Raw genomic sequence first — 24,015 nt, 5'->3', positions numbered from 1 at the left:
CTACAGCCTATGAGCAGATGGACAAGATTATGTGACTGTTACGACGCAGAAAAAACAAGCCACCTCACGGCAGCTTTGTTAGAAAACCTAGTGTTGAAGCAAATTGTAGATCACCTGTGCACTTTCCGCACGAGTCGTATTGCCCTGTGGAGCAAACGTAAAATTATCTCTGCCATGCACGAGTTCCAAATGGACAGCAGTTTGAACGATACTTTTCGCCCAATTACTTATTAGGTTGTCATCGTTAAAGTTTGTAACTGTGCTCGGCAAAGCAAGCTTGGTGCCTCCATGCTTCACTTCGTATGCACGCACAATCATTGCCGCCATTTCTTCGCGCGTAATCGGTGCATCTGGAGCAAAGTGGAGCTCATCACGTCCGGTAATAATGCCAAGGTTATAAGCAGTTGCAACGGATGCCGCATACCAAGCACCTTCTTGAATATCCACGAAAGGCTGCGTACCTGCTGCCTCCTTGCCTAGTGCTCTTATAAGCATCGCGGCGAATTGCGCTCTTGACACTTGGTTTTCAGGTTGAAATAACGAGTCTGTCATGCCCTCTACAATATGTTTGGCACTTAGCTCCTTAATAACAGAGAAAGCCCAGTGATCTGCCGCGACATCCGTATAGATTTTAGTCACTTGAAGAGCTGCATATTGACTAAAATGATTCACATTGACCGTAAGTGTGTCACCTTGAATCGTTCCACCTATGAATTCGAGTGTGCCATCATCACTTACATAATAAGCAGCTGTAAGCTTAGGATCTACGCCAGGCAAGAGCTTGAATGTCAATGTGATAGGTTTATCAAATTTACGTAATGTGTACACCTTGTTCTCTTTGGTAACGATAGAAAGTGTAAATTCATACGCGACACTAGCGAGACTTATTCCATCTTGTGATAACAGCTTCTCATTGTCTTCCTTGCGGACTGGCGTTGCATTCAAGTGGATCTGAGCATCCTTCAGTGATTCCGCAGGAACAAGACCTTGAACGGCTTCCAATACCTCAGAAGGCATTGTTACAGACATATCAGCCTTATTAAGCGTAATTGGCGCACTTCCTAAATCATTAACAACATCGATAGAAATTCTGATCCCATTGTGCTCAGCATCCAAGTTCACCCCGAAACTGCCATCGTCTTGTTTCTTGAAATCCTTGGAGGTAACAAGCTGATCCAGATCCGCTACCGGCAATACGGGAGGTAACAACGATGAATCTGTCGGTATTTCTGGCGGTATTGAATCCTCGCTAGTCCTAGTTACAGAAATCTGTATCGTTTTTGTCGCCTGCCCCTTCCTCCCTTTGTCCTCATACCAAGATTGACTCAATGTTTCCTCACTTGGTTCGATATGAAGCACAAATGTATTTAAGCCCGTTATTAAAGGTATGTCGTTCAGCTCGACATTTCCATATGCATCCATACATCCCGCAGGTATAGGTATGCCGTTAATGGTAAAGTTAACGCCATAAGGCACAACAGCTTTAAGATTCATCTTGTTATCTGCCGTGGCGTACACGATATCATCACCAAATGAAATACGCGGCATCGAGATGGACATCGGCATATCAACCCATCGAAGTACGTGATCTTCAACCACCATTTTGTTATCGGCTTGGTTCTTGATGGTCAGCTGCATGTTCGTATTTTCGGAGCTATACGCCCAATTGCCGTAATCGACCGTATCGTTGATTTGACGTGTATGACTTGTAAAGGCTTCTTTCTTCCAATCTCCACGTGTATATTTATACTGAATCGCCTTGCCAGCCATCATCTTGAAGCTGTACTCGACGATACGGCGGTCCGTTGCCCCGCTCGGCACCTGCAATTGGTTCCCTCTTGCATTCCAACCATTGAAATCGCCAGCGATGAAAATATCATCCGTGGATGGCGTATAGTCGGGAAGACGCAGCCTCAACAGAACGTCCACCATCACCAATTTTGGCATTACAGCCTGTTTCCCTGAAAAAGCACGATTATAACCTGCATCAAAGGCTGCAACCAAATACGTATAGGCCGTATCATTGCTCACAGCATAGTCGACATAGGTCATTTGCGAGTGAGGTACAGTAGCAATTTTATGATAGGTAGCCTCGGTAACTGTTTTTTTATAAACCTCATAGCCCGAAACCGATTCATCCGCCAACGTCCAGTTAAGTTGTACACGGTTGGACTCCACAGTTATATTGGACAGCGTTGGAGCAGTTGGAGGTGTTTGATCATCCTTATTTGGATTTACCTCTACTGTTACTATTGGAGATTGCGAATAACGATCTCCGTTATCCATAGAGGCTTTCACGAAATATTCATAATAACCAGGCTCGGTTGGTTCAAATGTAGCCCCATATACCTTACGTCTGGAAGAATCCGAGTCATAACGAAGCTTAGATTCTTGTGCAAAAGCAGGATCTGAGCCTTGCTTATAATAAACTAAGCTTGCCATGATATTCGCTGCTTCCTTCCCATCATAAGCCGGATTATTCGTTACCCCATTTACGCCAATCTCCACAGTAATCTTCCCTACCTTATGGCCTACTTGCAAGTAGACGACATCCGTGACCGAGGAAGGTGTGCCTAAATAGCTTATTGGGAAGGCAGGAGTCGCTGAAACCATATCGCTTAAGAAGCTCTCTCCGCTCCCTTTAATCGCTGTAACGGCATAATAGTATTTCGTCCCGTTAACAACGGCTGCATCTTCGAACGAAGTCGTAGCCGTCGTCCCAACTAACACGACTTGACCACCCTCGATCGCCGCACGATACACATGATAGCCATCTACCCCCGCAACAACATCCCAGGTTAAATCAACTTGATGATCCCCTCCAACAGCTGAACTGTTCGTAACTTGAGGAACGAGCTGCAAGTCTACAGTAGACACCATCATGAGTCCCGTTTGACTCGGGATGGTTAGTTCAATCTGTCCATTCACTACAGTCCCTTGTATTTGACCATACAGGTGATCGACTAGAGTTAACCCCTCAGGCAGGAAGCCAGCAACATCAGCACGTACTGTTTTGGCATCTGCGTTGCGATTAATGACGAGCAAAGCACCTTTCACTTCATTTTTGCGAGCATACACAATGACATCATCCTGCGCATAAGCAACTTTGATATCCCCTGTACGGAAAACAGCATTCTCATTGCGAATTGCAGCCGCTTTTTGGTACACATTTAAAATGCCGGCATATTGCCCATTCCCTGTATAAGTTCCGTTTTCTTGTTTCGTCACGCGCTCCCAAGGGAATGTTCTACGCGAATCCGGGTCCTTCGTACCTGTTAAGCCAACTTCATCTCCATAATAAATCGTCGGCGCACCAGGATAACCCATTTGGAATATCGCTGTAAGCTCTTGCAGCTTCAACGCTCGCGAGCTGGCTTCAGGAGCAATCTGCAGATGCTCTTCTTCCCATTCCGGATGATCATAGATCGTCGCAGACCGCGTTGTATCATGGGAGTCCACAAGATTGAGCATCGCTAGCCAAGCTTCTTTCGGATAATCCTCTCGCACGGACTCCAACTGCTCATTGAGCGCACTGCTGTTTCCAGCATTCATGAAGCTTTGAATCGCTCTACGGAACCTGTAGTTCATCACAGAATCAAACTGATCACCAAGCAAGAACCTTGTCGCAACTCCCCACTCTTCGCCTAAAAGGACCGGATCTTCGATCAGATCTCCATTGCCGTCTGGCAGACCTTTGGTCGACTTCACAGCTTCACGGAACTTCTGCCATGTACCGCTGGACACATCAGGAGCCACATCCAAACGCCAACCGTTTGCCCCCATCCAAAGCCATCGCTGCGAGTTCGCAGCTTGCATCTCTTGTTGCGCTTCTTCAGGACTCAGTCCCGATACATCATGACCAATCACCATATCGCGATAATCGATATTGTTCCACTCATGCTGACCCGCAAGTGACATCGTGTCGGCAGGCAATAATTCTGTGGCCACCAACTGCGGGTCCTTCGCATCCATCACAGGCAGGGAATCGTACCCCCACCAAGCATCATACTTGTAATGAAGATTGGGCCCATCTCTGTCTTTCTCTTTTTCATTCAAAACGGTGAACCAGGTCATATATTTGAAGTCCGCTGGATATTGATAATGTTGACCTGTCATCGGATTGATTTGCGCTATGAAAGCTTGCTTAACCGCTTCTTCTGCCTGTTTTTTAGATTCATGATTCACATTCATTCGATCATAAACCTTCGACCAATACTCATAAGCGCCAATCTCAGGATATTTCTCATAACGGTCAAAATAAATCGAATCATCACCTACGTGGTTGAATACCCCATCATTAATGACCTTGATCCCCACAGCCTTCGCGGCTTTCGTGAAGGTTAGAAACGCTTCATCAGATGCTTCGCGTGTCTTCGTATAATCTAATCCAGAAGTAGGATCATTAGGGGTATTATAGACCGGAACTCCGAACATCGGATCCAAATGCTTATAATCCGTCGCATCATATTTATGATTGGAGGCTGCCCAGGAGACAGGATTTAAATAAACAGCTGTAATGCCTAGCGCTTTTAGATAGCCAAGCTTTTGCTGAATGCCTTGAATATCCCCGCCATAAAATTCATTCGTCCATGCCCCATCTGTCTTGGCCTCTGGATAATAAGGAGCATTTACGGGTGACTTCCGATCTGGATTTTCCGGGATATCGCTCCATGTTCCCCAAATCTGATTGCTAGCAGGGTCACCAGCTACACCGCCGTCAAAATATTGCAGCTTTTGCCCGTTCTTCGAGGTTGCATATTGGCTTTCCACTGCACCCCTTGCGCCATCTTCCAGCTTGGCTCGATTGTTCGCTGAATTCCCATCGAAGAAACGATCTGGGAAAATTTGATAAACAACCGCATTTTTCATCCAATCTGGTGTTTGGTAATTCGGATCATAGACGGTCAAATTATAAGGTAAAGCTCCCTCTTCGCTCGTGCTGCCTGTTGCACCACTAGAACCATCATCGCCATATTCGATCTTGGTGGTCCCATCAACTAGAATAAATTTGTAACCCCATATACCAATTTTCCCCGCAAACGTACTTTTCGGAACAAGAACCTCGAAATAATCCTTATCTTCAACCGTCGTCGCCTTCTTCATCATAAAAGCATTCGAAAGACCGTCTGGCGCTGTCAGCTCAGCCTTGGCAAATTGCACATCGCCTTTGTTCGCTGAGATTCGAAGCGTCACGTCCTCTTCGCCCGCTTTGATCGCCCCAAAGGGCTTCTTATACGTGATGGATCGGCTGTCAAAAGTTAAGCCGTCCTTCTTAATTTGCCCATCAAACACGCTGTCCTTTGCCATGTAATCATGGGATAGCAACTTATTGTCTGCAGAATAGTCTATGGAAAAGGTCACGTTCGCCTCATCTAATGTTACAAGTTTAAGGTTCCCATCCACACCACCGTAGTCATTGCCATTCCAGTCATCTGAAAATGCGACCTTCGCTTCATAGCTTCCCGGTGGAACCGTGCGCTGCAACTTATAGACCGTACCATCCAGATTGTAGTCTACGAAGAACTGCGCCGCTTGTTGAGGCGCCCATTCCGGCTCTCCAAACAATTTCTGAATAGAACCCACTAATCTAGGCCACTGGTTATCAGCCTTAAGTGGTACATATTGCTCCAAGCCATGAACACCCGGAATTGAAATTTTCGCCTTGTTCAGTGCTTCGTTGATATAGAACTTCACCTTGGTGGCGTTAGCCAGATCGAAGGCAAAATTGTTGCCATTATCGCTAAAGCCATCCCATGTCCCATTTTTAACAAACTTAAATTCATGATGACCAGCCTCTAAATCACGTGAAAACTCATAGTAATCGCCAACAACATGCTTCATCTTTGTGTCAGGATTCTGATTGTTCCAGCCTTGAAAGCTGCCGGCCAAATACCATTGTGTGTTTCCACCTGGTTGTTCAATCCCTGTTTCAATAGGTATCCCCGCTGCCTTGGCTATTGGCGGAAATAAACTGACCATCAACTGCAACATCAGCAGCAGTGCTGTAACAAGAGCTGTGTAAGACAAGCCCCTTTTGGATGATGATACCTTCATGATTGCAATTCCTCCTCGTTTAATTGTGCAATCGTTTGCGCAAATGGAAGAAGGAGACCTATCCATTTCAACGCAAAACCCCGCCATCTCACACAGGAGATAACGGGGTTGTTCCAGACGGAGACACCGTCCAGAAAGCATTGCCCTTAGGTTTTAAAAGCATTTCAAAGATGTATTTGTAAAATAACTATATTTTGAAAACGCTTTATTGTCAATTGATTTTATTTTAAAAATACGCACAACTTTCATTTCTATTATGTGCAAACTGATGTTTTTTTGCACAAAAAAAAAGCCCGCGTCCCAAGTAGGGTCACGGACTTTCCAGTGATTCTATCATTTAAAACAATTCGGGGGCACGCTCCTGATGCAGCTTCACACTCATGACGAGACCAAGCGAAAGCATATTGATGAGGAGCGACGTCCCCCCATAACTAACGAAAGGAAGTGTAATACCTGTCAACGGCATAATACCGATCATCATACCGACATTTTCGAAAATTTGAAATACGAACATGGACACAACACCAACGACGATATACGCTCCACCCAGCTGAGAACTTTGGATAGAGATCAGAATCATCCGGTAGATTAGCATGAAATAAATAAGCAAAAGAACAGCAGACCCACGAAAGCCAAACTCTTCTCCTACGACGACGAAGATCGAATCGGAATAAGCGAAGGGGATGAAGTTACTATGCACGGAAGTCCCATGCAAAAAACCCTCTCCTTCTAGGCCGCCCGAGCCAATAGCCCTTACCGCGTTACGAACCTGATAACTATCATCATCGGAGACATCCTGCGGATAGAGGAATGTATCAATTCGATCCATCCAGTGGCTGAAACCGTAGCCTTTAAGCATGTCTAACAAGCTGGCATGGAAATGTTTATATAGCGTCAACATGAGGAATCCTACGCCTGCCACGACTAGGATACTTATCAAAACTTGCGAATATTTGATATTCCCAATCCACAGCATCCCGAGCAAAATGATGATAAATATAATCGCATTCCCTAGATCGGGCTGAATAAGAACAAGCACGAAAGGGACTAGGACGGCTAGCCCAACAGGAATAATATCATTTTTAACTAGGAGATAGTCACCTCCACGTCTGGCAAGGAGTGCTGTAATGGAAATAATCAGGATCAGCTTGACGAGCTCCGCTGGCTGAAAAGTCATACCACCAGTGCCTGGAATCTCAAACCAGCCGCGTGCACTATTGATTCTTATACCGAAAAAATAAACAGCAATCAAAGAGACAATCCCAATCCCATACAGGTATGGGGCAATTCGAATAAGAACACGGTAATCGAACAAACTACAGGCTAGGAAAGCGACTAACCCTACCGCGTATAAGACCAAAATTTTCGTAATGCCGATGTTAATCTTCGGATGATCCACAGAAGCACTGTAGACCAACATCGTACTTATAACCATAAAGGCAATCAGAATGACAACAATTGGAATATCAATGTTTTTCAGCTTGGCAAACACAGAACAATCATCCTATTCCAATAAACTTTTTCATACGTTTTACCCAGCCGGTTTTATCCTCAAGCTGCATGAGTGGCACCGTATCCCCAACGATACGCCGGGCAATATTCCGATACGCGATAGCTGCGCGTGACGATGGGTTCATCACGGTTGGCTCACCTAAATTAGCAGCCTTAATGACATGCTCATCATCCGGCACAATCCCCAACAGATCAATGGCAAGTACCGAACAGATTTCATCGATATCCAGCATCTCGCCCTTCTTCACCATCTGAGGACGTATGCGATTAATCACAAGCTTCGGTGAAGATATTTTCTCATTCTCCAACAAACCAATAATACGATCCGCATCTCGCACCGCAGCATTTTCCGGTGTCGTCACGACAATTGCTTTGTCTGCGCCCGCAACCGCGTTTTTGAAACCCTGCTCAATTCCTGCCGGACAGTCAATAATGACGTATTCGAAATCATTTTTGAGCTCTAATATAATCGTCCGCACCTGTTCAGGAGTGACCGCATGTTTATCTTTCGTCTGAGCGGCCGGCAATAAATACAACTCGTCAAATCGCTTATCTTTAATTAACGCCTGTGGCAATCGGCAACGCCCTTCCGCAACGTCAACAAGATCGTAAATAATCCGATTTTCTAAACCCATAACCACATCTAGATTACGTAATCCAATATCGGTATCTACCATACATACTTTCTTCCCAAGAAGCGCGAGTGCGGTCCCCAGATTTGCGGAAGTCGTCGTTTTACCAACGCCGCCTTTACCTGAGGTAACAACGATAGCCTCTCCCATATTCCTCACCCCAGACACAGTTTTTTTGTTTAAAATAGTTATTTAACAGGAGCATCCGGCCAAATCCTATGAAGCTGATGCAGCTTATCGATTTCCATTTTACCATCCTTCACATAGGCAAATTCCATGAATGCCTCCTCGATCCCCCACTCATCTGGAGAACGACTGATCACTCCGGCAATTCGTAATTGTGTAGGACGCATATGAGAAGCAGCAATGATTGCCTTCTCATCCCCTTCTGTACCCGCGTGAGCCATACCGCGAAGTGATCCCATGATGTAAATGTTTCCTGTGGCGGTTATATTTCCACCTGGATTAACATCACCTAAATATAGTAAATCCCCTTCGTTATGAAGAGTTTGTCCCGAACGGATCATCCCTCGTAGCGTGGTCATGGTAACCTTAGGCTCCACAGGTGCTTCAATCTTAGGTGGTTCACTTTCGATCGATTGAATCAAGAGGTTCCCCTTCTGCTTAATGACAGAACGAATCTCTTCCTTCTGCTCATCCGTGGCCTCACGGCTGCCCAATTTGACATTCACATGTATTATAGGACCCGTTAATATTTGTTGATGCGTTTTCTCGAGCTTGTGTTGCAGCTCTTGCAACAGCTCTTGCCAATCGCATGCGTCATTTAGTAAAAAAACTAGGCCATCTTTGACCCCTTTTATCATCACATGGTGCTTCGCTACAGACATAATGGCATGACGACCTCCCAACCTATACATTTCGGCCCTTGTTCTAGTTTTTCCTGCTTATAGCCTGGAAAATTAATCTTCCTTCCCTGAAGCTGCGAGTCGTTTTCCTTCAAGCAGTTTACGAATGGGAACATAGCAAATCAAGGCCACAAGTAAATTAAATAGAACACTTGGGAGCATGTAATGGGTGAGAGCAAAATTTAAATCTATGGCAATTAGTTTGAATAAGCGGTTGATCCCGTAGTTGAGAAACTCAAATATGAGCAAGCCTAAGCTCGTGATAAGCAAGTTGTAAAAAATTAAATTAGGTTGCTTACGCTGCGCTAGTCCTGCCAAGTAACCAACGAGCCCCATGCTAAAGGAATATACGCCAAGCATAGCACCGTAGTAGGTGAAATCATGTAGTAATCCAAACAGAAGTCCATACAATAAAGCCGCATGACGATGATGAAAAAGTCCAATAAACATGATGAATACCAAGGTTAAATGCGGTGTTACAAAGACGATCGATTGCCATGAGGCTGGCAACAGCCAAACCACTAAACTGCCTTGAAGGATAAACAATCCAAACAGGATGAGCCATAAAACCTGTCTATTCACTTGTCGGCTCACCTCATTTCACTTCCGGAACTTCAACGACGAACACTTCACGGATCCGATTAAAGGAGGCTTTTGGCTTCACCATGACCTTGTAGGTTATGCCGAATTCCCCAGGCCCAATGGATGAGATCGTACCTACTTCTATCCCCTTTGGAAAAACCTGCCCCAAGCCAGATGTAATAATCGTATCGCCAACCTTCATGTCGTCCGCATGTTCGACTTTATTCATCACCAACTCACCTACTTTAGGATCATACGATTCGATCATCCCAAATGGCTGAGAATCATAACCTTTGACTGTAACGGCAATTGCTTTCGAGTTGTTATCCGTATCATTGGTCTCCGTTAAAAGTTGTACATTGGAGTGAAACCCAAATACTTTACTCACTCTACCTACTAAGCCATCGACCGTCATGACCGCCATGTTCTCCTTAATCCCATCCTTATCACCCAAATTAATCGTTACGGTGCTATTGTACGGGTCTGGATCAATGGTGACGACCTCTGCAATACGATATGTGTAATTGTTAGCTTGGCGTTGACGTTCTGTAAAGCCAAGCTCATCCAACAGACGCTTATTTTGCGATTCAAGATCATTCAATCGCTGTGTATCTCGCGCATACTGTGTGAGTGTCAGCTTCAATGTTTTGTTTTCTTCATAAATGACTCGCAAGTGCCTGATATCTTCGAAGAAACCCGCTACCTGCGCAGCGGGCTTGTATAAGAGTCCTTGCGTCCATGAAACGGAGTCTTTGACAAATTTCTCAGGCCATGTCATTGGCCCTCGATTTCCAAGTGTTAGTCCCATTAAAATAAAGAAACAGACTAATCCGGACATAAGAAAAATGAGTCGTTTATTTCCCATCAATTTAAACAAATTAGCACCTTCTAACGAAAATTAACCCTTATACCTCGAACCCGTTCCTGATTTGTTTTTAAATAAGTGAATATTTTCTAATGCTCGCCCCGTTCCAATTGCAACACAATCCAACGGATTTTCAGCGACCATAACGGGCATCCCCGTTTCTCTTGCTAGAAGCTTATCCAGATTACGCAGTAATCCGCCTCCACCTGTCAACACAATACCGCGATCCATAATATCCGCAGATAGCTCTGGTGGACATTTCTCAAGTGTGACCTTCACGGCATCCACGATGGCACTTACCGTGTCAGACAACGATTCTGTAATCTCAACCGATGTTACACTGATTGTTTTCGGTAAACCGCTAACAAGGTCACGACCACGAATTTCAAGCGATTCCGCCTTATCTGTATTTAGAGCCGAACCGATCTCGATCTTCAACGTTTCTGCTGTACGTTCCCCGATCATGAGATTGTACGTACGTTTAATGTATTGAATAATAGCTTCATCCATTTCATCGCCAGCGATACGAATGGAGCGGCTGGTTACAATACCGCCAAGCGAGATGACCGCAACTTCCGTCGTCCCTCCGCCAATATCAACGACCATGCTCCCTGTCGGCTCCCATACAGGAAGATCTGCACCAATCGCTGCAGCGAACGGCTCCTCGATCGTATAGGCTTCTCTTGCTCCTGCTTGCTTCGTTGCATCTTCAACAGCACGCTTTTCCACAGCTGTAATCCCCGACGGTACACATACCATGACATTCGGATGACGAGGGAACAACCAACGTTGCTTCTGCGCTTGTCGAATAAAGTAACGAATCATGGTTGCTGTTGTGTCGAAATCGGCAATGACGCCATCTTTCATCGGACGAACTGCACGGATATTCCCTGGGGTACGCCCAATCATCTTCTTGGCCGATTCACCCACTGCTTCAATTGTTTTCGTATCAGTACGAAGGGCAACCACCGAAGGCTCCCTAACGATAATTCCTCTGCCTTTCACATACACCAACGTATTCGCGGTACCCAAATCAATGCCAAGATCTTTCGTAAAACCACCAAACATACAAACGGCTCCTTTCCTGTTGCGTTTTCTATTATATTACATAAAGCCTTGTTCCTTCAAACTTATAAATCTCTGATCTCCAATGATAACATGATCTAACACTTCAATACCAATTATGGCTCCAGCTTCTACTAATCGCCCCGTCAGACTAATATCTTCCGGACTTGGGGTTGGGTCTCCACTTGGATGGTTATGTACACAGATGATCGAAGCACTACTTCGTTTAATAGCTGCTCGGAACACTTCTCTAGGGTGAACAATGGAAGCGTTCAAGCTGCCCATCGATAAGGTTTCTTGCGCAAGGACATGATTTTTGGTATTCAGAAACAAACAGACGAAATGCTCCTTTTGTAAATACCGTAAATCCTCGCTCATTAAATTTGCAATATCTTTGGGGGAGCGAATCGTAACCCGCTCCTCGTACGAGCTTTTGGCCAGCCTGCGACCTAGTTCAATTCCTGCCATAATTTGAAGAGCCTTCGCATCTCCAATGCCCTTAATTTGTGTGAGCTGGTCCTTGCTCATATCAACAAGACTGCGAAGTCCACCACTTTCACTTAGAATCCGGCTCGCCAAATGAATAGCTGATTCCGCTACGGTCCCAGTCCTTAATAGGATGGCAAGCAGCTCAGCATGGCTTAACGCCCCCGCCCCCAATTGGAGCATTCGCTCCCGCGGTCTTTCTTCGATCGGAACTTCTCGCAGCATTAAGCTTGAGCTTTCCATGTTTTCCCCTCTTCCGTAATGTAGGTTGTGTTACTTATTGCTATCCCATGCATGCAGGTATTGACCCCTAAAAACAACATAAAACCCCCGGATTGTAAGATCCGAGGGCTTCTAGGATGGAGATTCAGTATTCGATTGCGGACATTCAAATGTCCTTATTTGTTCAAGCATGCTGCCGATTGTATGACCATCAAAGTAATTTTCCATCTGCTTTTCAGCATCGGTGAAAACCTTACCCATCAATCGATCCATTTTGGATGAAATCATACAAGGCTTAGACTCATCACCAGAGCACCAACTTGGCTTCAATGAACCTTGGCATGTTAATCGGTAAATCTCCCCGAGTGTGACTTCCTCAGGCTTACAACTTAAAATAAAACCGCCACCGATGCCTTCCTTCGTTGACACATAGCCTGCTTTTCGCAGAAAACCCATGACTTTACGAATTCGTGCAGAATGGGTAGACACATTAACTGCAATTTCTTCGCTAGTTGCCATATGATCAGGCAAGTGAGCTAACAGAACCAGACTGTGGACGGCAATTGTAAATTCGCTGTTCATGGCCGTACCTCCCAGAAAAATGCGAAGTCATGTCGCTTACTGTCATTGTAACCTTTACAGATTAGTCAGTCAATCCAATCCCCCTATTTGTGACTAGAATAGATAAGCTTGAAAATCGTGTTACAACACTTGAATATCGAACGTCAGAAGTAGATCACTTAACAAGGAAAGCGGGAGCCCTACAACCGTGAAATAATCCCCCTCTATTCCGCTGATGATCGTTGCCCCAATCCCTTGAATCGCGTAAGCGCCAGCTTTATCCTTGGGTTCCCCCGTTGCAATATAGCGCAAAATTTGTTCGTCAGACATCGGCTTCATTCGTACGTTGGTCATGCTATGCGAGACAACTTGTTGACCTGTAGCAGCATCCACGCAGGCAACACCACTATATACCTGATGTATATTCCCTTGTAATCCTTTCAGCATGCGGAAGGCATCTTGTTCATCAACTGGTTTGCCAAGAACTTCATCGTTATGCACAACAACCGTATCCGATCCTATGATAATGCCGCGTTTATCTTGCTCTTCCAGCATTTCTCTGACTGTGGAAGCTTTACGCAAAGAAAGCAACTCAACGAGCTCAGATGGCGTTATTTTTTGTTCGACGGACTCATCCGCGTCACTCACCCGAATCATATAAGGTAGTCCGAACGATTGAATAAGCTCCTGCCTCCGCGGCGACGAAGAAGCAAGAATAAGTCTTACATGGTCTGGTGTACGCAAAATTAACAACTCCTAAATTATAATCAATCAATTTACATGTTCAACTGCTCACTAGAGTTTCCGATATAGAAGATAGGCTCCTACTAATCCTATAATACTACATAGGTTTAGCTTCACCAAAAGGTCAAATTCATATTTCACAACTTGCAAATCTGCTTTAGGCTCCCATGTAATTTCAACTGATTTGGTTAGAAAGGCGAGAGCAGGAACGGGCGCCAGCAGCTGGCCGATAATAATCCCAGTAATTAATCCGACGATTAGAAAAATGATCAATGTAAACGTGTTTTTTTTCATACCTGTCATCCTCTCTATGTATGTACAAGCCTATTATACGAGGAAACACCTCTTTTTTCCATGCAAAATAGTCGGCTGCGCCGCCCAATGAATCAATGGTGATTCTTACCTGCTTACAGCATAGAGCAATCCTAGTATTATAGTTACCGGAGGTAAATTCAACTATGACTCTACTTAAAAGACTTATTTTTTTCACATTACTACTCACAATTGCGTTTCCTTATCATGCATTCGCTTTCAAGGTTGTGCTTGATCCCGGGCACGGCGGAAGTGATCCTGGCGCAATAGGCGCCCACGGTCTCCGTGAAACCGATGTCAACTTGGACATCACCCTAAAGGTACGACAAGCCTTGCTTGATCGAGGTTATGAGGTCATTTTAACACGCACCAATGACACTTTCTTGTCACTCGCTCAGCGGGTTGAATTCACGAACGAACAGCAAGCTGACTTATTCGTATCCATTCACGCCAATGCGCATTCGAGTAGCAATGCCAATGGGACCATGGTGCTCTACTATGACAACGCATACCCGCAAGAAGATTATCCAGCGAGCAGCGCAATGACCCAATTAACGCCTTACAGTAAAGATCTAGCTCAGCGTGTTCAGGACGCTTTACTTGCTCAATCAGGAACCAAAGACTTAGGACTAACCCCAAGCGCAGTTTATGTGGCCCGAATGGGAACAATACCAAGCATTCTTGTAGAAACAGCCTTTCTCACGAATAAAAGCGATGCAGCATTGCTAGCTAGCGATGCCATGCGTTCCAAAATGGCGATCGGAATCGCCAATGGAATTACTAGCTATGAACCGCCTCTTTTTACCGATGTGCTTGTACATTGGTCTAGATCTGCCGTTCTACGCATGAAGAATAAAGGCATTGTCGAAGGCATTGCCAACAATTACGAACCAGACCGAGCGCTAACTAGAGCAGAGTTCCTCACCCTGATGGATCGTGTATTCTCATTCAGCAAACTGCCTTCTGTCTGCAGCACTAACGGAAGTGTAACTTCCAATGTTTATGGATGCGGGACTGGACCTGCTGCTAAAAGCTACTCTGATTTACCTGCTTCACATTGGGCCAATGCCGTTTTTGCCAAAGCAGGGAAGTTAAACCTTCTTCAAGGCTACGCGGACGGAACCATTCGTCCTAATCAGGCCATTACACGCGGGGAAGTTGCTTATTTATTCAATCAGCTTCTGCAAATGACTTCGCCAACCAAACAATCAACGGATCAATCAGCATTCGATGATGTACCCAAATCTCTTTGGAGTGCTTCCGCCATTAACACGCTGAAAGAAAAAGGCTTCATCAATGGCATATCGGACACTACCTTCAAGCCAGATCAAACGATGACAAGGGCAGAAATCGCCTCTCTGCTCGATCGATACATCACCAAGTAACAGGAAAGCCGTGTATCTCAACTCCGATAAAGAGTTCAGGTACACGGCTTTTCATTTAAGCAACACTAATCAATTTGAGAAGCTCCTTCTGAGCAATAATGTACTGCATCAAAGAGGATTGTGCTTGCCACATCAGGGCTTGAGATGGCGCTTTTTTGTACTCTTCCATGGATTGGACAGCACGATTGATCGCTGTTGTCATCTTAAGCAGCGACTGCTTTACATCTTCACCCGCTCCGTCGGCAAGTCCTGTTCCTAGTGTAATGAGTGCCTGATGTGAAGTACGAATCGTCTGTAAGGATGCATCCGTGAGCGCGGTTGGCTTCGTCTCTGCTAAATGGATAAGTGTTAATCCACTTATCGTATTCACGAGCTTATCGCCATCAGCAATGTAATTCGCCACGGACGCTGGCCTTGCGCCAGACCAACGAATCCCGGATACCGCTGGGAAATCCACACTTTTCATAAAGACCTCTATGGTTTTATCCGTTGCCTGTACACCTTGTCTCAGGGCAATCGCTTCGTCCTTCGTCTTAGCAAAGCCAACAAACACAGTAAGCTTGTCGGAGTTGTCGATCGCTGATGCAAGCCCCTTCTTACTAAGCGAATCCTGTACGGCCTGAGCTCCCTGTAAGGAGCTAAACACGCCATTTTGCAAGAAGGTATACGATTTCGCAGGGATTTGCACAGGTGTGACAGCTACCGATGTCGCAGGTAGCGCAACATCCCCTACGCCAGTTTGTGTTTTGGAGGTTGCTGCAGCAGCCTGTGTATTCGGGGACGGCACCGTTATTTTAGTAGGATTCGAGGTCGCAGTCGCAACACTCGGATCTCGATCCGAAGAGAACATGGAGAGCACGAAGAAACCGAACGCGATGCCCGTTACTACTGCACCAGCCACCGATGTTGCAATTCGAATCCAAGGGGTACCAGACGATTTCGCATATCGAGCTCCCGTCCCAGGCTCCCTGTATGGATCTCTGTAAGGCTCTTTGGGTGTCCAGTTGGACCATTCATCCCGAGTATCCACAGGCTCCACTTCCTTTCGGACTGGAGATGGTTGTGGGGAATTCTGCTGCTCTCGGGATATCTGCGTTTCACGAATAATGCGTTCTACACGCTCACCCTCTGATTCAATCTGACTATGCCAGTTTCCAAAATCAGTGGTAAACGTATTCAGCGAATGTGATTCAAATAAGGACTCCACTTGCTCTCTTTCAGCTTGCTCATACGGCGTCACTTCTTTCGAATTACGGTCTAGCTTCGCGTCTATAACTTTATACTCTTCTTGATAGAGTGGGATTACGTTCTCCTCTTGATCATGGACCCGTGCTGCTCTGCGATTTGATTCTGCCCCTTCCTTGGGGTCGAATCGATAAGTGATTCTAGCTTTTTTCATTCTCTTCCCACACTCCTCATCCCATGTATGTTGGAAACAGGCACAATGCCGTATCATCTTGTCCCAATCTTCTGTTACTAGAGTATGAGAGAGAGAACCTTAATATGATTGTTTCTAGAAAAAAAGACCGCCTCCAGCCCATTGGCTCCAGCGATCTTTTCTCTACGTATGTGATTCGTATTTCTTGCGCAGCGATTTAGCTAATCCATCGGCTGCCTTCCAGATGTCACCTGCGCCCATCGTAAGGACGAGGTCACCAGGCTGAACGCGGTCAACCAAATAGGTTAGTACCTCTTCACGGGTGGCAATATGCTGAACATTCGGGTTGCTGTTGCTGCGTATCAGCTCGACTAGCTTTACAGAGTCAACACCTTCAATTCGTTGTTCACCTGCCGGTGAATAAATATCGGTAATGATCACTTCATCCGCTTCAAGGAAGGAACGGCTAAACTGCTCAAACAAGTAATAAGTTCGCGTATACCGTTGCGGCTGAAACACAGCGATGATGCGCTTTCTCGTTGCTTTCGCTGCGGAAATCGTTGCTTGAATTTCCGTAGGGTGATGCGCATAGTCATCGATAACCAAGATGTTTTCAACTTCACCAAGCACTTGAAATCTACGCTTTGCCCCTCGAAACTCTTGAATCGCTTCCGCTATTTTCTCGAAAGATAAACCTGCCTCCAAGCAAGTTATCAATGTCGCAAGCGCGTTGTAAACATTATGTTTACCTGGTACAGATAAACTAACTTTCCCTAAGGAAGTGCCCTTGAACTCTACCGTAAAGGTAACCTTGCGGTCACCAAGTGAAATGTCACGTGCAATATAATCCGCTTCCGTCTCAATACCATACGTAATCACTTGGCTTTGAATTTCCGGAATCATTTCCCGCAGGAATTCATCATCCTGACAGACAATCGCTTTTCCACCAGGTCTTACTTGGCTTAAAAATTGTTTGTATGCTTTTTTCAAATTTTCGAAATCGCCATTATAATTTTCCAAATGGTCGGCTTCGATATTGTTGACTAACGCGAGGGTTGGGTGATATTGCAGGAACGTTCCATCGCTCTCATCCGCTTCCGCAACAACGTACTCACCTTTGCCAGCTTTGGCATTGCTGCCTACATTCATGATTTCTCCACCGATAATATACGTTGGATCTATGCCGCAAATCTCCATCACCAAAGCAATCATGGAGGAAGTTGTTGTCTTACCGTGGGCACCTGCAACGGCAATCCCTTTGCGTTCGTTCATCAGCCTTCCCAACATTTGCGAACGATGAATAATGGGAATGTTCAATTGCTCTGCAGCTTGCATTTCCACATTGTCTTTGGATAACGCCGTTGAATATACAACCAAATCGGCTCCTGATACGTTATTCGCCTCATGGCCAATAAACACCCTGGCACCTTTAGCTTTCAGTTTATCTGTAAGCTCTTGCTGTGCTAGGTCTGATCCCGAAATACGGTATCCCATCTCGAGCATGACTTTGGCAATGGCACTCATGCCGTATCCGCCGATTCCTATAAAATGTACGTGTTCTGCTTGACTCACGCTGTTCTCACCATCCTTTTTCAGAATCGGTTTGATAGGTTATCCAAGAACGAACATCAGAGATTAAATACAGCGTGCCGGATACGACCGCCAGATCATCCTGCTCAGTTCTATTTGTTAATAAGGTTAAAGCTTGCTTCCAATCGCGTTCTACAACAATGTCAACCTCACGATTCATCTCTCGAAGAAGACCACTTGCGATTTCAGCGAGCAGGGAAGCATCCCCTTTTTTATGAAAATTGGCTTCCGTAATAATGAGCGTATCCACCAATGGTAGTATATGCCTTAAGTAGCCTGTATGATTCTTCGTCGCTAGCATTCCAATCATCATATGAAGCTTCTTATAGCTATAGACGTTTTGAAGTGCAGCAGCCAGTGTGGCAGCCCCTTCTGGGTTATGAGCCCCATCGAGAAGGATCCGCGGCTCTTGTGAAACCATTTCCAGCCTACCTGCCCATTTGGTTCCCTCAAGCCCTTTCTGCAAATCAATGTCCTCCACAATCGTGGCGTAATATTGACGGATCACCTCAAGTGTCATGACCGCTACGGCCGCATTCTTCAATTGATGCTCACCGTTCAACGTGATGGACAGATCCGGAATAGGTCGAAAAGGTCCGTTAAACTGGAAGCTTTGACGATCTAGTTCGCTGTTCACTTCAGTCAACGTGAATTGATCGCCAAGTGAGTAAAGCGTGGCTTTCTTCGCCTTCGCCGTTTGTTCGATAACGCTCCAAATTGCCGCAGGCTCAACTGCAGTTATGACAGGAACTCCTGCTTTAATAATACCTGCTTTTTCAGCTGCTACGAGCTCGAGCGTATCACCCAGGATATCCATGTGATCATGGCCGACATTCGTAATCACGGTAACGATTGGATTCACGATATTCGTGCTATCCAGCCTTCCCCCGAGTCCTGTTTCCCATACCACATAATCGGGATACGCCACTTTACCAAAGTAAAGAATCGCCAGTGCAGTCGAAATTTCAAACATCGTTGGCGGGCCAACCTCAGTTGCTGCAATCTCATCGACAATCGGCTTCATATCATTCACTAAACGCAGCAATACGTCATCCGCAATGTCAGCACCATTCACTTGGATACGGTTGGTGTACCTCACCAAATACGGCGACGTAAACGTGCCTACATCATAGCCGCACGCCTGAAGCACAGAAGCTAGATAAGCGCATGTTGAGCCCTTTCCATTCGTACCGGCCACATGAATGAACTTCAGCCTGCGTTCAGGGTGTCCCAGCTTTTCCATCAATAGCTGCATACGTTGGAGGCCCGGCTTCATACCGAGCTTCTCCATCCGTCCTACGATCCAATCAATGGCTTCCTGTGCGGTTTGAAATTCACCGACAGTATTCTTGATTTCATCCATTGTTCTCATCCTCTTTTACTATATGAATCACCTTGTAGACGAACCTAGGCGATCGTATAATTTGCAATCCTTATGCCTTTAACTCCGCTAATCGAGCGATAACTTTATCCCGTTTATCCGCATAATCGGCAAGCTTGGCTTTCTCTTCTTCGATAACTTTAGCAGGTGCTTTAGCCACAAAGCCTTCATTGCCCAGCTTCTTCTCAATACGCTCAACCTCACCATGTAAGGATTGCAGTTCTTTGTCCAAACGTGCAAGCTCTTGCGTAATATCGATCAGGCCTGCTAACGGTAGGTACAGCTCAGCTCCTGTGATAATTGCCGTCATCGCTTTGTCCGGTGCCGCCATTGTAAGGTCGATTTCAAGCATGGACGTGTTGCAGAAGCGCTTCAGGTATTCCTCATTTTTGCGGAGAATGTCCTGTGTCTCTGCACTAGCCGGTTTAATAAGGAGCTCCACTTTCTTACTCATCGGCACATTCACTTCTGCTCGGATATTACGAACGGAACGAATCGCTTCCATCAAAAGCTCCATCTCACGAATCGCATCAGGCGCTTCGAAGGCTGCGTTCTCTGTCGGCCAAGCCGCCAGTGTAATCGTATCTCCCACATGCGGCAAATGCTGCCAGATCTCCTCCGAAATGAACGGCATGAACGGATGAATCAAACGCTGTGTTTGATCTAGTACATAAGCTAGAACCGATTGTGTCTGCTTTTTGGCCGCTGCATCGGTACCATACAAGCTCAATTTACTGAACTCAATATACCAATCGCAAAGATCATCCCAAATGAAATTGTAGAGAAGACGGCCTGTTTCGCCGAACTCATAGCTATCAATTAGACGAGTCACGTCACGAACGGTTTCATTCAAACGATGTAAAATCCAACGATCAGCCGTTCCCAGCGAACCTGTCAAATCAATATCAGCAGCGTTTACGCCTTCCAAATTCATCAGAGCGAATCGGGATGCGTTCCAAATCTTATTGGCAAAATTACGAGCTTGCTCAACCCGCTCCCAACGGAAGCGTAAGTCTTGCCCAGGTGTGCTGCTTGTCGAAATCATATAGCGCATGGCATCTGCACCGTATTTCTCGATAACTTCCAACGGATCAACCCCGTTACCGAGCGATTTGGACATTTTGCGGCCTTCGGAATCGCGAACAAGACCGTGCATGAGCACATCTTTGAACGGAATTTGTCCCGTAAATTCAAGTCCTTGGAAAATCATCCGAGCTACCCAGAAATAAATGATATCGTAGCCAGTAACGAGTACACTTGTAGGATAGAAACGCTTCATATCCTCGGAATCATTCGGCCACCCTAATGTGGAGAAAGGCCATAGCGCTGAGCTGAACCATGTATCAAGTACATCATTATCTTGTTTAAGATTCGTACTTTGGCAATGCGAACAAGCTGAAGCATCTTCACGGGTAACAGTGATTTGACTGCAATCCGCACAATGCCATGCTGGGATTCGGTGTCCCCACCATAGCTGACGGGAAATACACCAGTCACGTACATTTTCAATCCAATTCAAATATGTTTTCTCAAAGCGATCTGGTACAAAATTAACACCAGTGCCTGATTGTTGCGCTTTAATCGCTTGATCAGCAAGCGGCTGCATTTTGACGAACCATTGCGTGGACAAGTAAGGCTCAATCACAGCACCGCTACGCTCGCTATGTCCAACTTGGTGAACGTGCTCTTCGATTTTGATCAGAACACCTTGATCTTTCAAATCAGCAACGATTTGCTTACGGCAATCGAAACGATCTTGCCCCTGATATGGGCCCGCATTCGCGTTCATCGTTCCGGTTTCGTCCATAACAAGAATTTGCGGCAGGTTGTGACGTTTTCCTACTTCAAAATCGTTCGGATCATGCGCCGGCGTGATTTTGACCGCGCCGCTGCCAAACTCTTTTTCAACATAATCGTCGGCAATAATCGGAATCTCACGGTTTACAATCGGCAGCAGCAAGCTCTTTCCGATGAGGTGCTTGTAACGCTCATCCTTCGGATGAACAGCAACCGCCGTATCGCCTAGCATCGTTTCAGGACGCGTCGTAGCAACTACGATCGAACCTGATCCGTCAGTCGTCTCATATTTCAAATGATAAAGCGCACCTTGTACTTCTTTGTACTCCACTTCAATATCCGAAAGAGCCGTGCGTGCTGCCGGATCCCAGTTAATAATATAGTTGCCGCGATAAATCAGGCCTTTTTCATACAAGCTTACGAAAACTTCACGAACCGCTTGCGATAGTCCTTCATCCAGTGTGAATCGTTCACGCGAATAATCGAGTGAGAAGCCCATTTTGGCCCATTGCTCGCGAATGGTATCCGCATATAATTCTTTCCACTCCCAGACCTTCTCCAAGAACTTTTCGCGTCCTAGATCATAACGTGTTTGTCCTTGTTCGCGAAGCTTCTGCTCTACACGCGTTTGTGTTGCAATACCCGCATGGTCAGAACCAGGCAGCCACAGGGTGTCAAAGCCTTGCATACGCTTCGTACGAATCAGAATATCTTGCAATGTAAAATCAAGTGCATGCCCGATGTGTAGCATACCCGTTACGTTCGGAGGCGGTATCACGATCGTGTAAGTTTCCGCGTCAGGACGGTTGCCTGCTTTGAAAAATTCATTCTTGATCCAGTAGTCGTACCATTTACGCTCCGCTTCTTTCGGGTCATACGTGGTAGGCATTTCTGTTTGTAATTTGGTTTCGGTCATGAGAGTACCTCCATATCTGGCTAGTTGTTATAAACACAAAAAAACCTTTCGCCCAAAAAAGGACGAAAGGTATAGCTTCCGTGGTACCACCTTCATTTCATGCGACTTGCCCCAATGGCAAATAACATGACACTTAAAACAGATAACGGCTGCGACCGGAAAATGCTACTGCATGCGAGATGAAATCTCGACAATTGCACTCACATTTACTGCTCCAGGGCGACTTCGATCGGATGTATCCTGAGGAACCTCTCAGCGCTGCAGTTCCACTCTCTGAAGGGCGTTCCGACTACTACTCCCTATCCTTGCAATTCCATATGTTGATTTGAAAATGATTTACACTATATGATATCGAATTATCGACATATAGTCAATAATTTAAACCTATTGTACATGTTTATTTTTTAGTAAATGTCAAATTACTGTTCCAAATACTCACTAATATGAAATAATTATCAAACGATATCAGTAATAAATTTCTTTTCGTTTCGCACCAATTTTAAGTAAAATAAAACCAATTATTCCACTTGCTATTGGAGATAATATTGGAAAATAGAAACTCCACACATATTCCATTATATTAAAAAGATAACCGATCGGTACACTTGAAACATATCCTGCCATTATTAATTTCGTTCTTAACAGTGGAAATGTTCTCGTGTTATATGTAAACACTTCTTCTTGCAATTTTCCATCCGAATAGATATGCAAGATTCTCCATTTGTAGGACCTATAATCATGTAATTGATATAGACCTGCCGTATTTTTTGAAATTCGCTGGATGATCGCAAATTCATCAAGCCCGCTGCTCTTATGTGTAACTCGAACGATATTTAACCAAGACCAATAGCGATTTTCATCACTCTGATATGGGCGAATCATTGCTAATGAATTGAAAGTATAATTATGATTATTGATACTAATTTGAATAATACCTTCTTTTCTCACGTCTTCATACTTGGTTGGTTTTTTTTCTTGAATTAGTCCCATATAGTCATCAGCTATACGGATCTGTTTACCATTCAGTTCAAAATCTTCATTATATTTGATCGTGCTCAAACTCTTAATTTCATATTTAGAATTAATAAAAACCTCAAATAGGAGTTCTTGAAACACTAAATAAATAGGAACAATTGAAATAATAATTAATATTCTTCCTGTGACAATTAACCAATTTATTTTTATGACGATAACATCCCCTTTCTAAGTTCTTAAACTAATAAAATCAATTCTTGAATAAATGGCTTTCTTAAGGAGAGAAAGTAAGAAAACTTAAAGTATAAATAATTAAACACAGTACCGAGCCTACAGATAATACAATCAAAAAACTATATATAAAATAGATAGCTGTATTCCGAGTTATTTTATTTATCAAAATTAAATTTATCAAATACCATACTATTAAAAATACAAATAATGGAATTATGTTCCCGAAAATAAATTTTCCTTCCCAATAAATACCCAATATATACATTAATGGGATTATCGCCAATACACCAAACGCAATATTAGTTAAAACATATAATATTTTCACAAAACTCCTCCCCATTTCTATATAATCATTAAAAATATAAAATATTCCATTATTTAAGTTCCATCGTACTAAACAATTCCCATAAATGGAACAGTTCCTTGCCCCAAAACATAAAGAGCCCCCAGCCGCGATA

The 24,015-nt window shown here is 44.7% G+C and carries 17 protein-coding genes and 1 other annotated feature; of the genes, 1 reads left to right on the top strand and 16 read right to left on the bottom strand.

The genetic code is table 11. The features are described from left to right. Positions 1–87 precede the first annotated feature (87 nt). From AC58PQ_RS15650 to AC58PQ_RS15600, 11 genes are all read right to left on the bottom strand, one after another. Positions 88–6,054 carry an alpha-amylase family glycosyl hydrolase gene (locus tag AC58PQ_RS15650; RefSeq protein ID WP_497242996.1) on the bottom strand — a complete coding sequence of 1,989 codons (5,967 nt, stop codon included), beginning with the start codon at positions 6,052–6,054 and terminating at the stop codon, positions 88–90. A gap of 337 nt (positions 6,055–6,391) precedes the next feature. Next, positions 6,392–7,546, bottom strand: a complete 1,155-nt coding sequence (locus tag AC58PQ_RS15645; protein ID WP_497242994.1) for an FtsW/RodA/SpoVE family cell cycle protein — start codon at positions 7,544–7,546, stop codon at positions 6,392–6,394. Between the two features lie 7 nt (positions 7,547–7,553). Beyond that, on the bottom strand, positions 7,554–8,348 hold the full coding sequence (minD, locus tag AC58PQ_RS15640) for a septum site-determining protein MinD (protein ID WP_056610363.1): 795 nt from the start codon (positions 8,346–8,348) through the stop codon (positions 7,554–7,556). A gap of 38 nt (positions 8,349–8,386) precedes the next feature. Continuing rightward, a complete protein-coding gene (gene minC, locus AC58PQ_RS15635) occupies positions 8,387–9,046 on the bottom strand; it encodes a septum site-determining protein MinC (RefSeq protein WP_497242992.1) in 660 nt (219 codons plus the stop codon). A 72-nt stretch (positions 9,047–9,118) separates the two neighbouring features. Next, a complete protein-coding gene (gene mreD, locus AC58PQ_RS15630; RefSeq protein ID WP_497242990.1) occupies positions 9,119–9,646 on the bottom strand; it encodes a rod shape-determining protein MreD in 528 nt (175 codons plus the stop codon). Between the two features lie 13 nt (positions 9,647–9,659). After that, positions 9,660–10,523 (bottom strand): rod shape-determining protein MreC, encoded by an 864-nt coding sequence (gene mreC, locus AC58PQ_RS15625; protein WP_497242988.1) that lies wholly within the window; start codon positions 10,521–10,523, stop codon positions 9,660–9,662. 21 nt (positions 10,524–10,544) lie between these two features. Next, positions 10,545–11,579, bottom strand: a complete 1,035-nt coding sequence (locus AC58PQ_RS15620; RefSeq protein ID WP_497242986.1) for a rod shape-determining protein — start codon at positions 11,577–11,579, stop codon at positions 10,545–10,547. 36 nt (positions 11,580–11,615) lie between these two features. Next, positions 11,616–12,305: a RadC family protein gene (radC, locus tag AC58PQ_RS15615; protein WP_497242984.1), complete on the bottom strand. Its 690-nt coding sequence runs from the start codon at positions 12,303–12,305 to the stop codon at positions 11,616–11,618. 111 nt (positions 12,306–12,416) lie between these two features. After that, entirely contained in the window at positions 12,417–12,866 is a 450-nt protein-coding gene (locus AC58PQ_RS15610) for an RrF2 family transcriptional regulator (protein WP_497242982.1), read from the bottom strand. A 120-nt stretch (positions 12,867–12,986) separates the two neighbouring features. Then, positions 12,987–13,589, bottom strand: a complete 603-nt coding sequence (locus tag AC58PQ_RS15605; RefSeq protein WP_497242980.1) for a Maf family protein — start codon at positions 13,587–13,589, stop codon at positions 12,987–12,989. 51 nt (positions 13,590–13,640) lie between these two features. Next, entirely contained in the window at positions 13,641–13,883 is a 243-nt protein-coding gene (locus tag AC58PQ_RS15600) for a DUF4321 domain-containing protein (protein WP_497242978.1), read from the bottom strand. A gap of 164 nt (positions 13,884–14,047) precedes the next feature. Here AC58PQ_RS15600 and AC58PQ_RS15595 point away from each other — a divergent pair, with 164 nt between their 5' ends. Then, positions 14,048–15,286: an N-acetylmuramoyl-L-alanine amidase gene (locus AC58PQ_RS15595; RefSeq protein ID WP_497242976.1), complete on the top strand. Its 1,239-nt coding sequence runs from the start codon at positions 14,048–14,050 to the stop codon at positions 15,284–15,286. 55 nt (positions 15,287–15,341) lie between these two features. On the opposite strand, the gene AC58PQ_RS15590 is transcribed toward AC58PQ_RS15595, so the two are convergent. From AC58PQ_RS15590 to AC58PQ_RS15570, 5 genes are all read right to left on the bottom strand, one after another. Beyond that, complete coding sequence (locus tag AC58PQ_RS15590) at positions 15,342–16,685, bottom strand: SPOR domain-containing protein (RefSeq protein WP_497242974.1); 1,344 nt, start codon at positions 16,683–16,685, stop codon at positions 15,342–15,344. Positions 16,686–16,847: 162 nt separating this feature from the next. After that, a complete protein-coding gene (murC, locus tag AC58PQ_RS15585) occupies positions 16,848–18,188 on the bottom strand; it encodes a UDP-N-acetylmuramate--L-alanine ligase (protein ID WP_497243020.1) in 1,341 nt (446 codons plus the stop codon). Positions 18,189–18,243: 55 nt separating this feature from the next. Next, positions 18,244–19,617, bottom strand: a complete 1,374-nt coding sequence (locus AC58PQ_RS15580; protein WP_497242973.1) for a bifunctional folylpolyglutamate synthase/dihydrofolate synthase — start codon at positions 19,615–19,617, stop codon at positions 18,244–18,246. A gap of 70 nt (positions 19,618–19,687) precedes the next feature. After that, entirely contained in the window at positions 19,688–22,348 is a 2,661-nt protein-coding gene (locus AC58PQ_RS15575) for a valine--tRNA ligase (protein ID WP_497242971.1), read from the bottom strand. A gap of 55 nt (positions 22,349–22,403) precedes the next feature. Further along, positions 22,404–22,663, bottom strand: a binding site (T-box leader). A gap of 150 nt (positions 22,664–22,813) precedes the next feature. Next, positions 22,814–23,407 carry a hypothetical protein gene (locus tag AC58PQ_RS15570; protein ID WP_497242969.1) on the bottom strand — a complete coding sequence of 198 codons (594 nt, stop codon included), beginning with the start codon at positions 23,405–23,407 and terminating at the stop codon, positions 22,814–22,816. Positions 23,408–24,015: the final 608 nt, after the last annotated feature.

The organism is Paenibacillus sp. J22P143 (genome assembly GCF_059692035.1).
The sequence above is the reverse complement of the archived record's forward strand: the minus strand, read 5'-3'. Positions and strand labels throughout refer to the sequence as shown.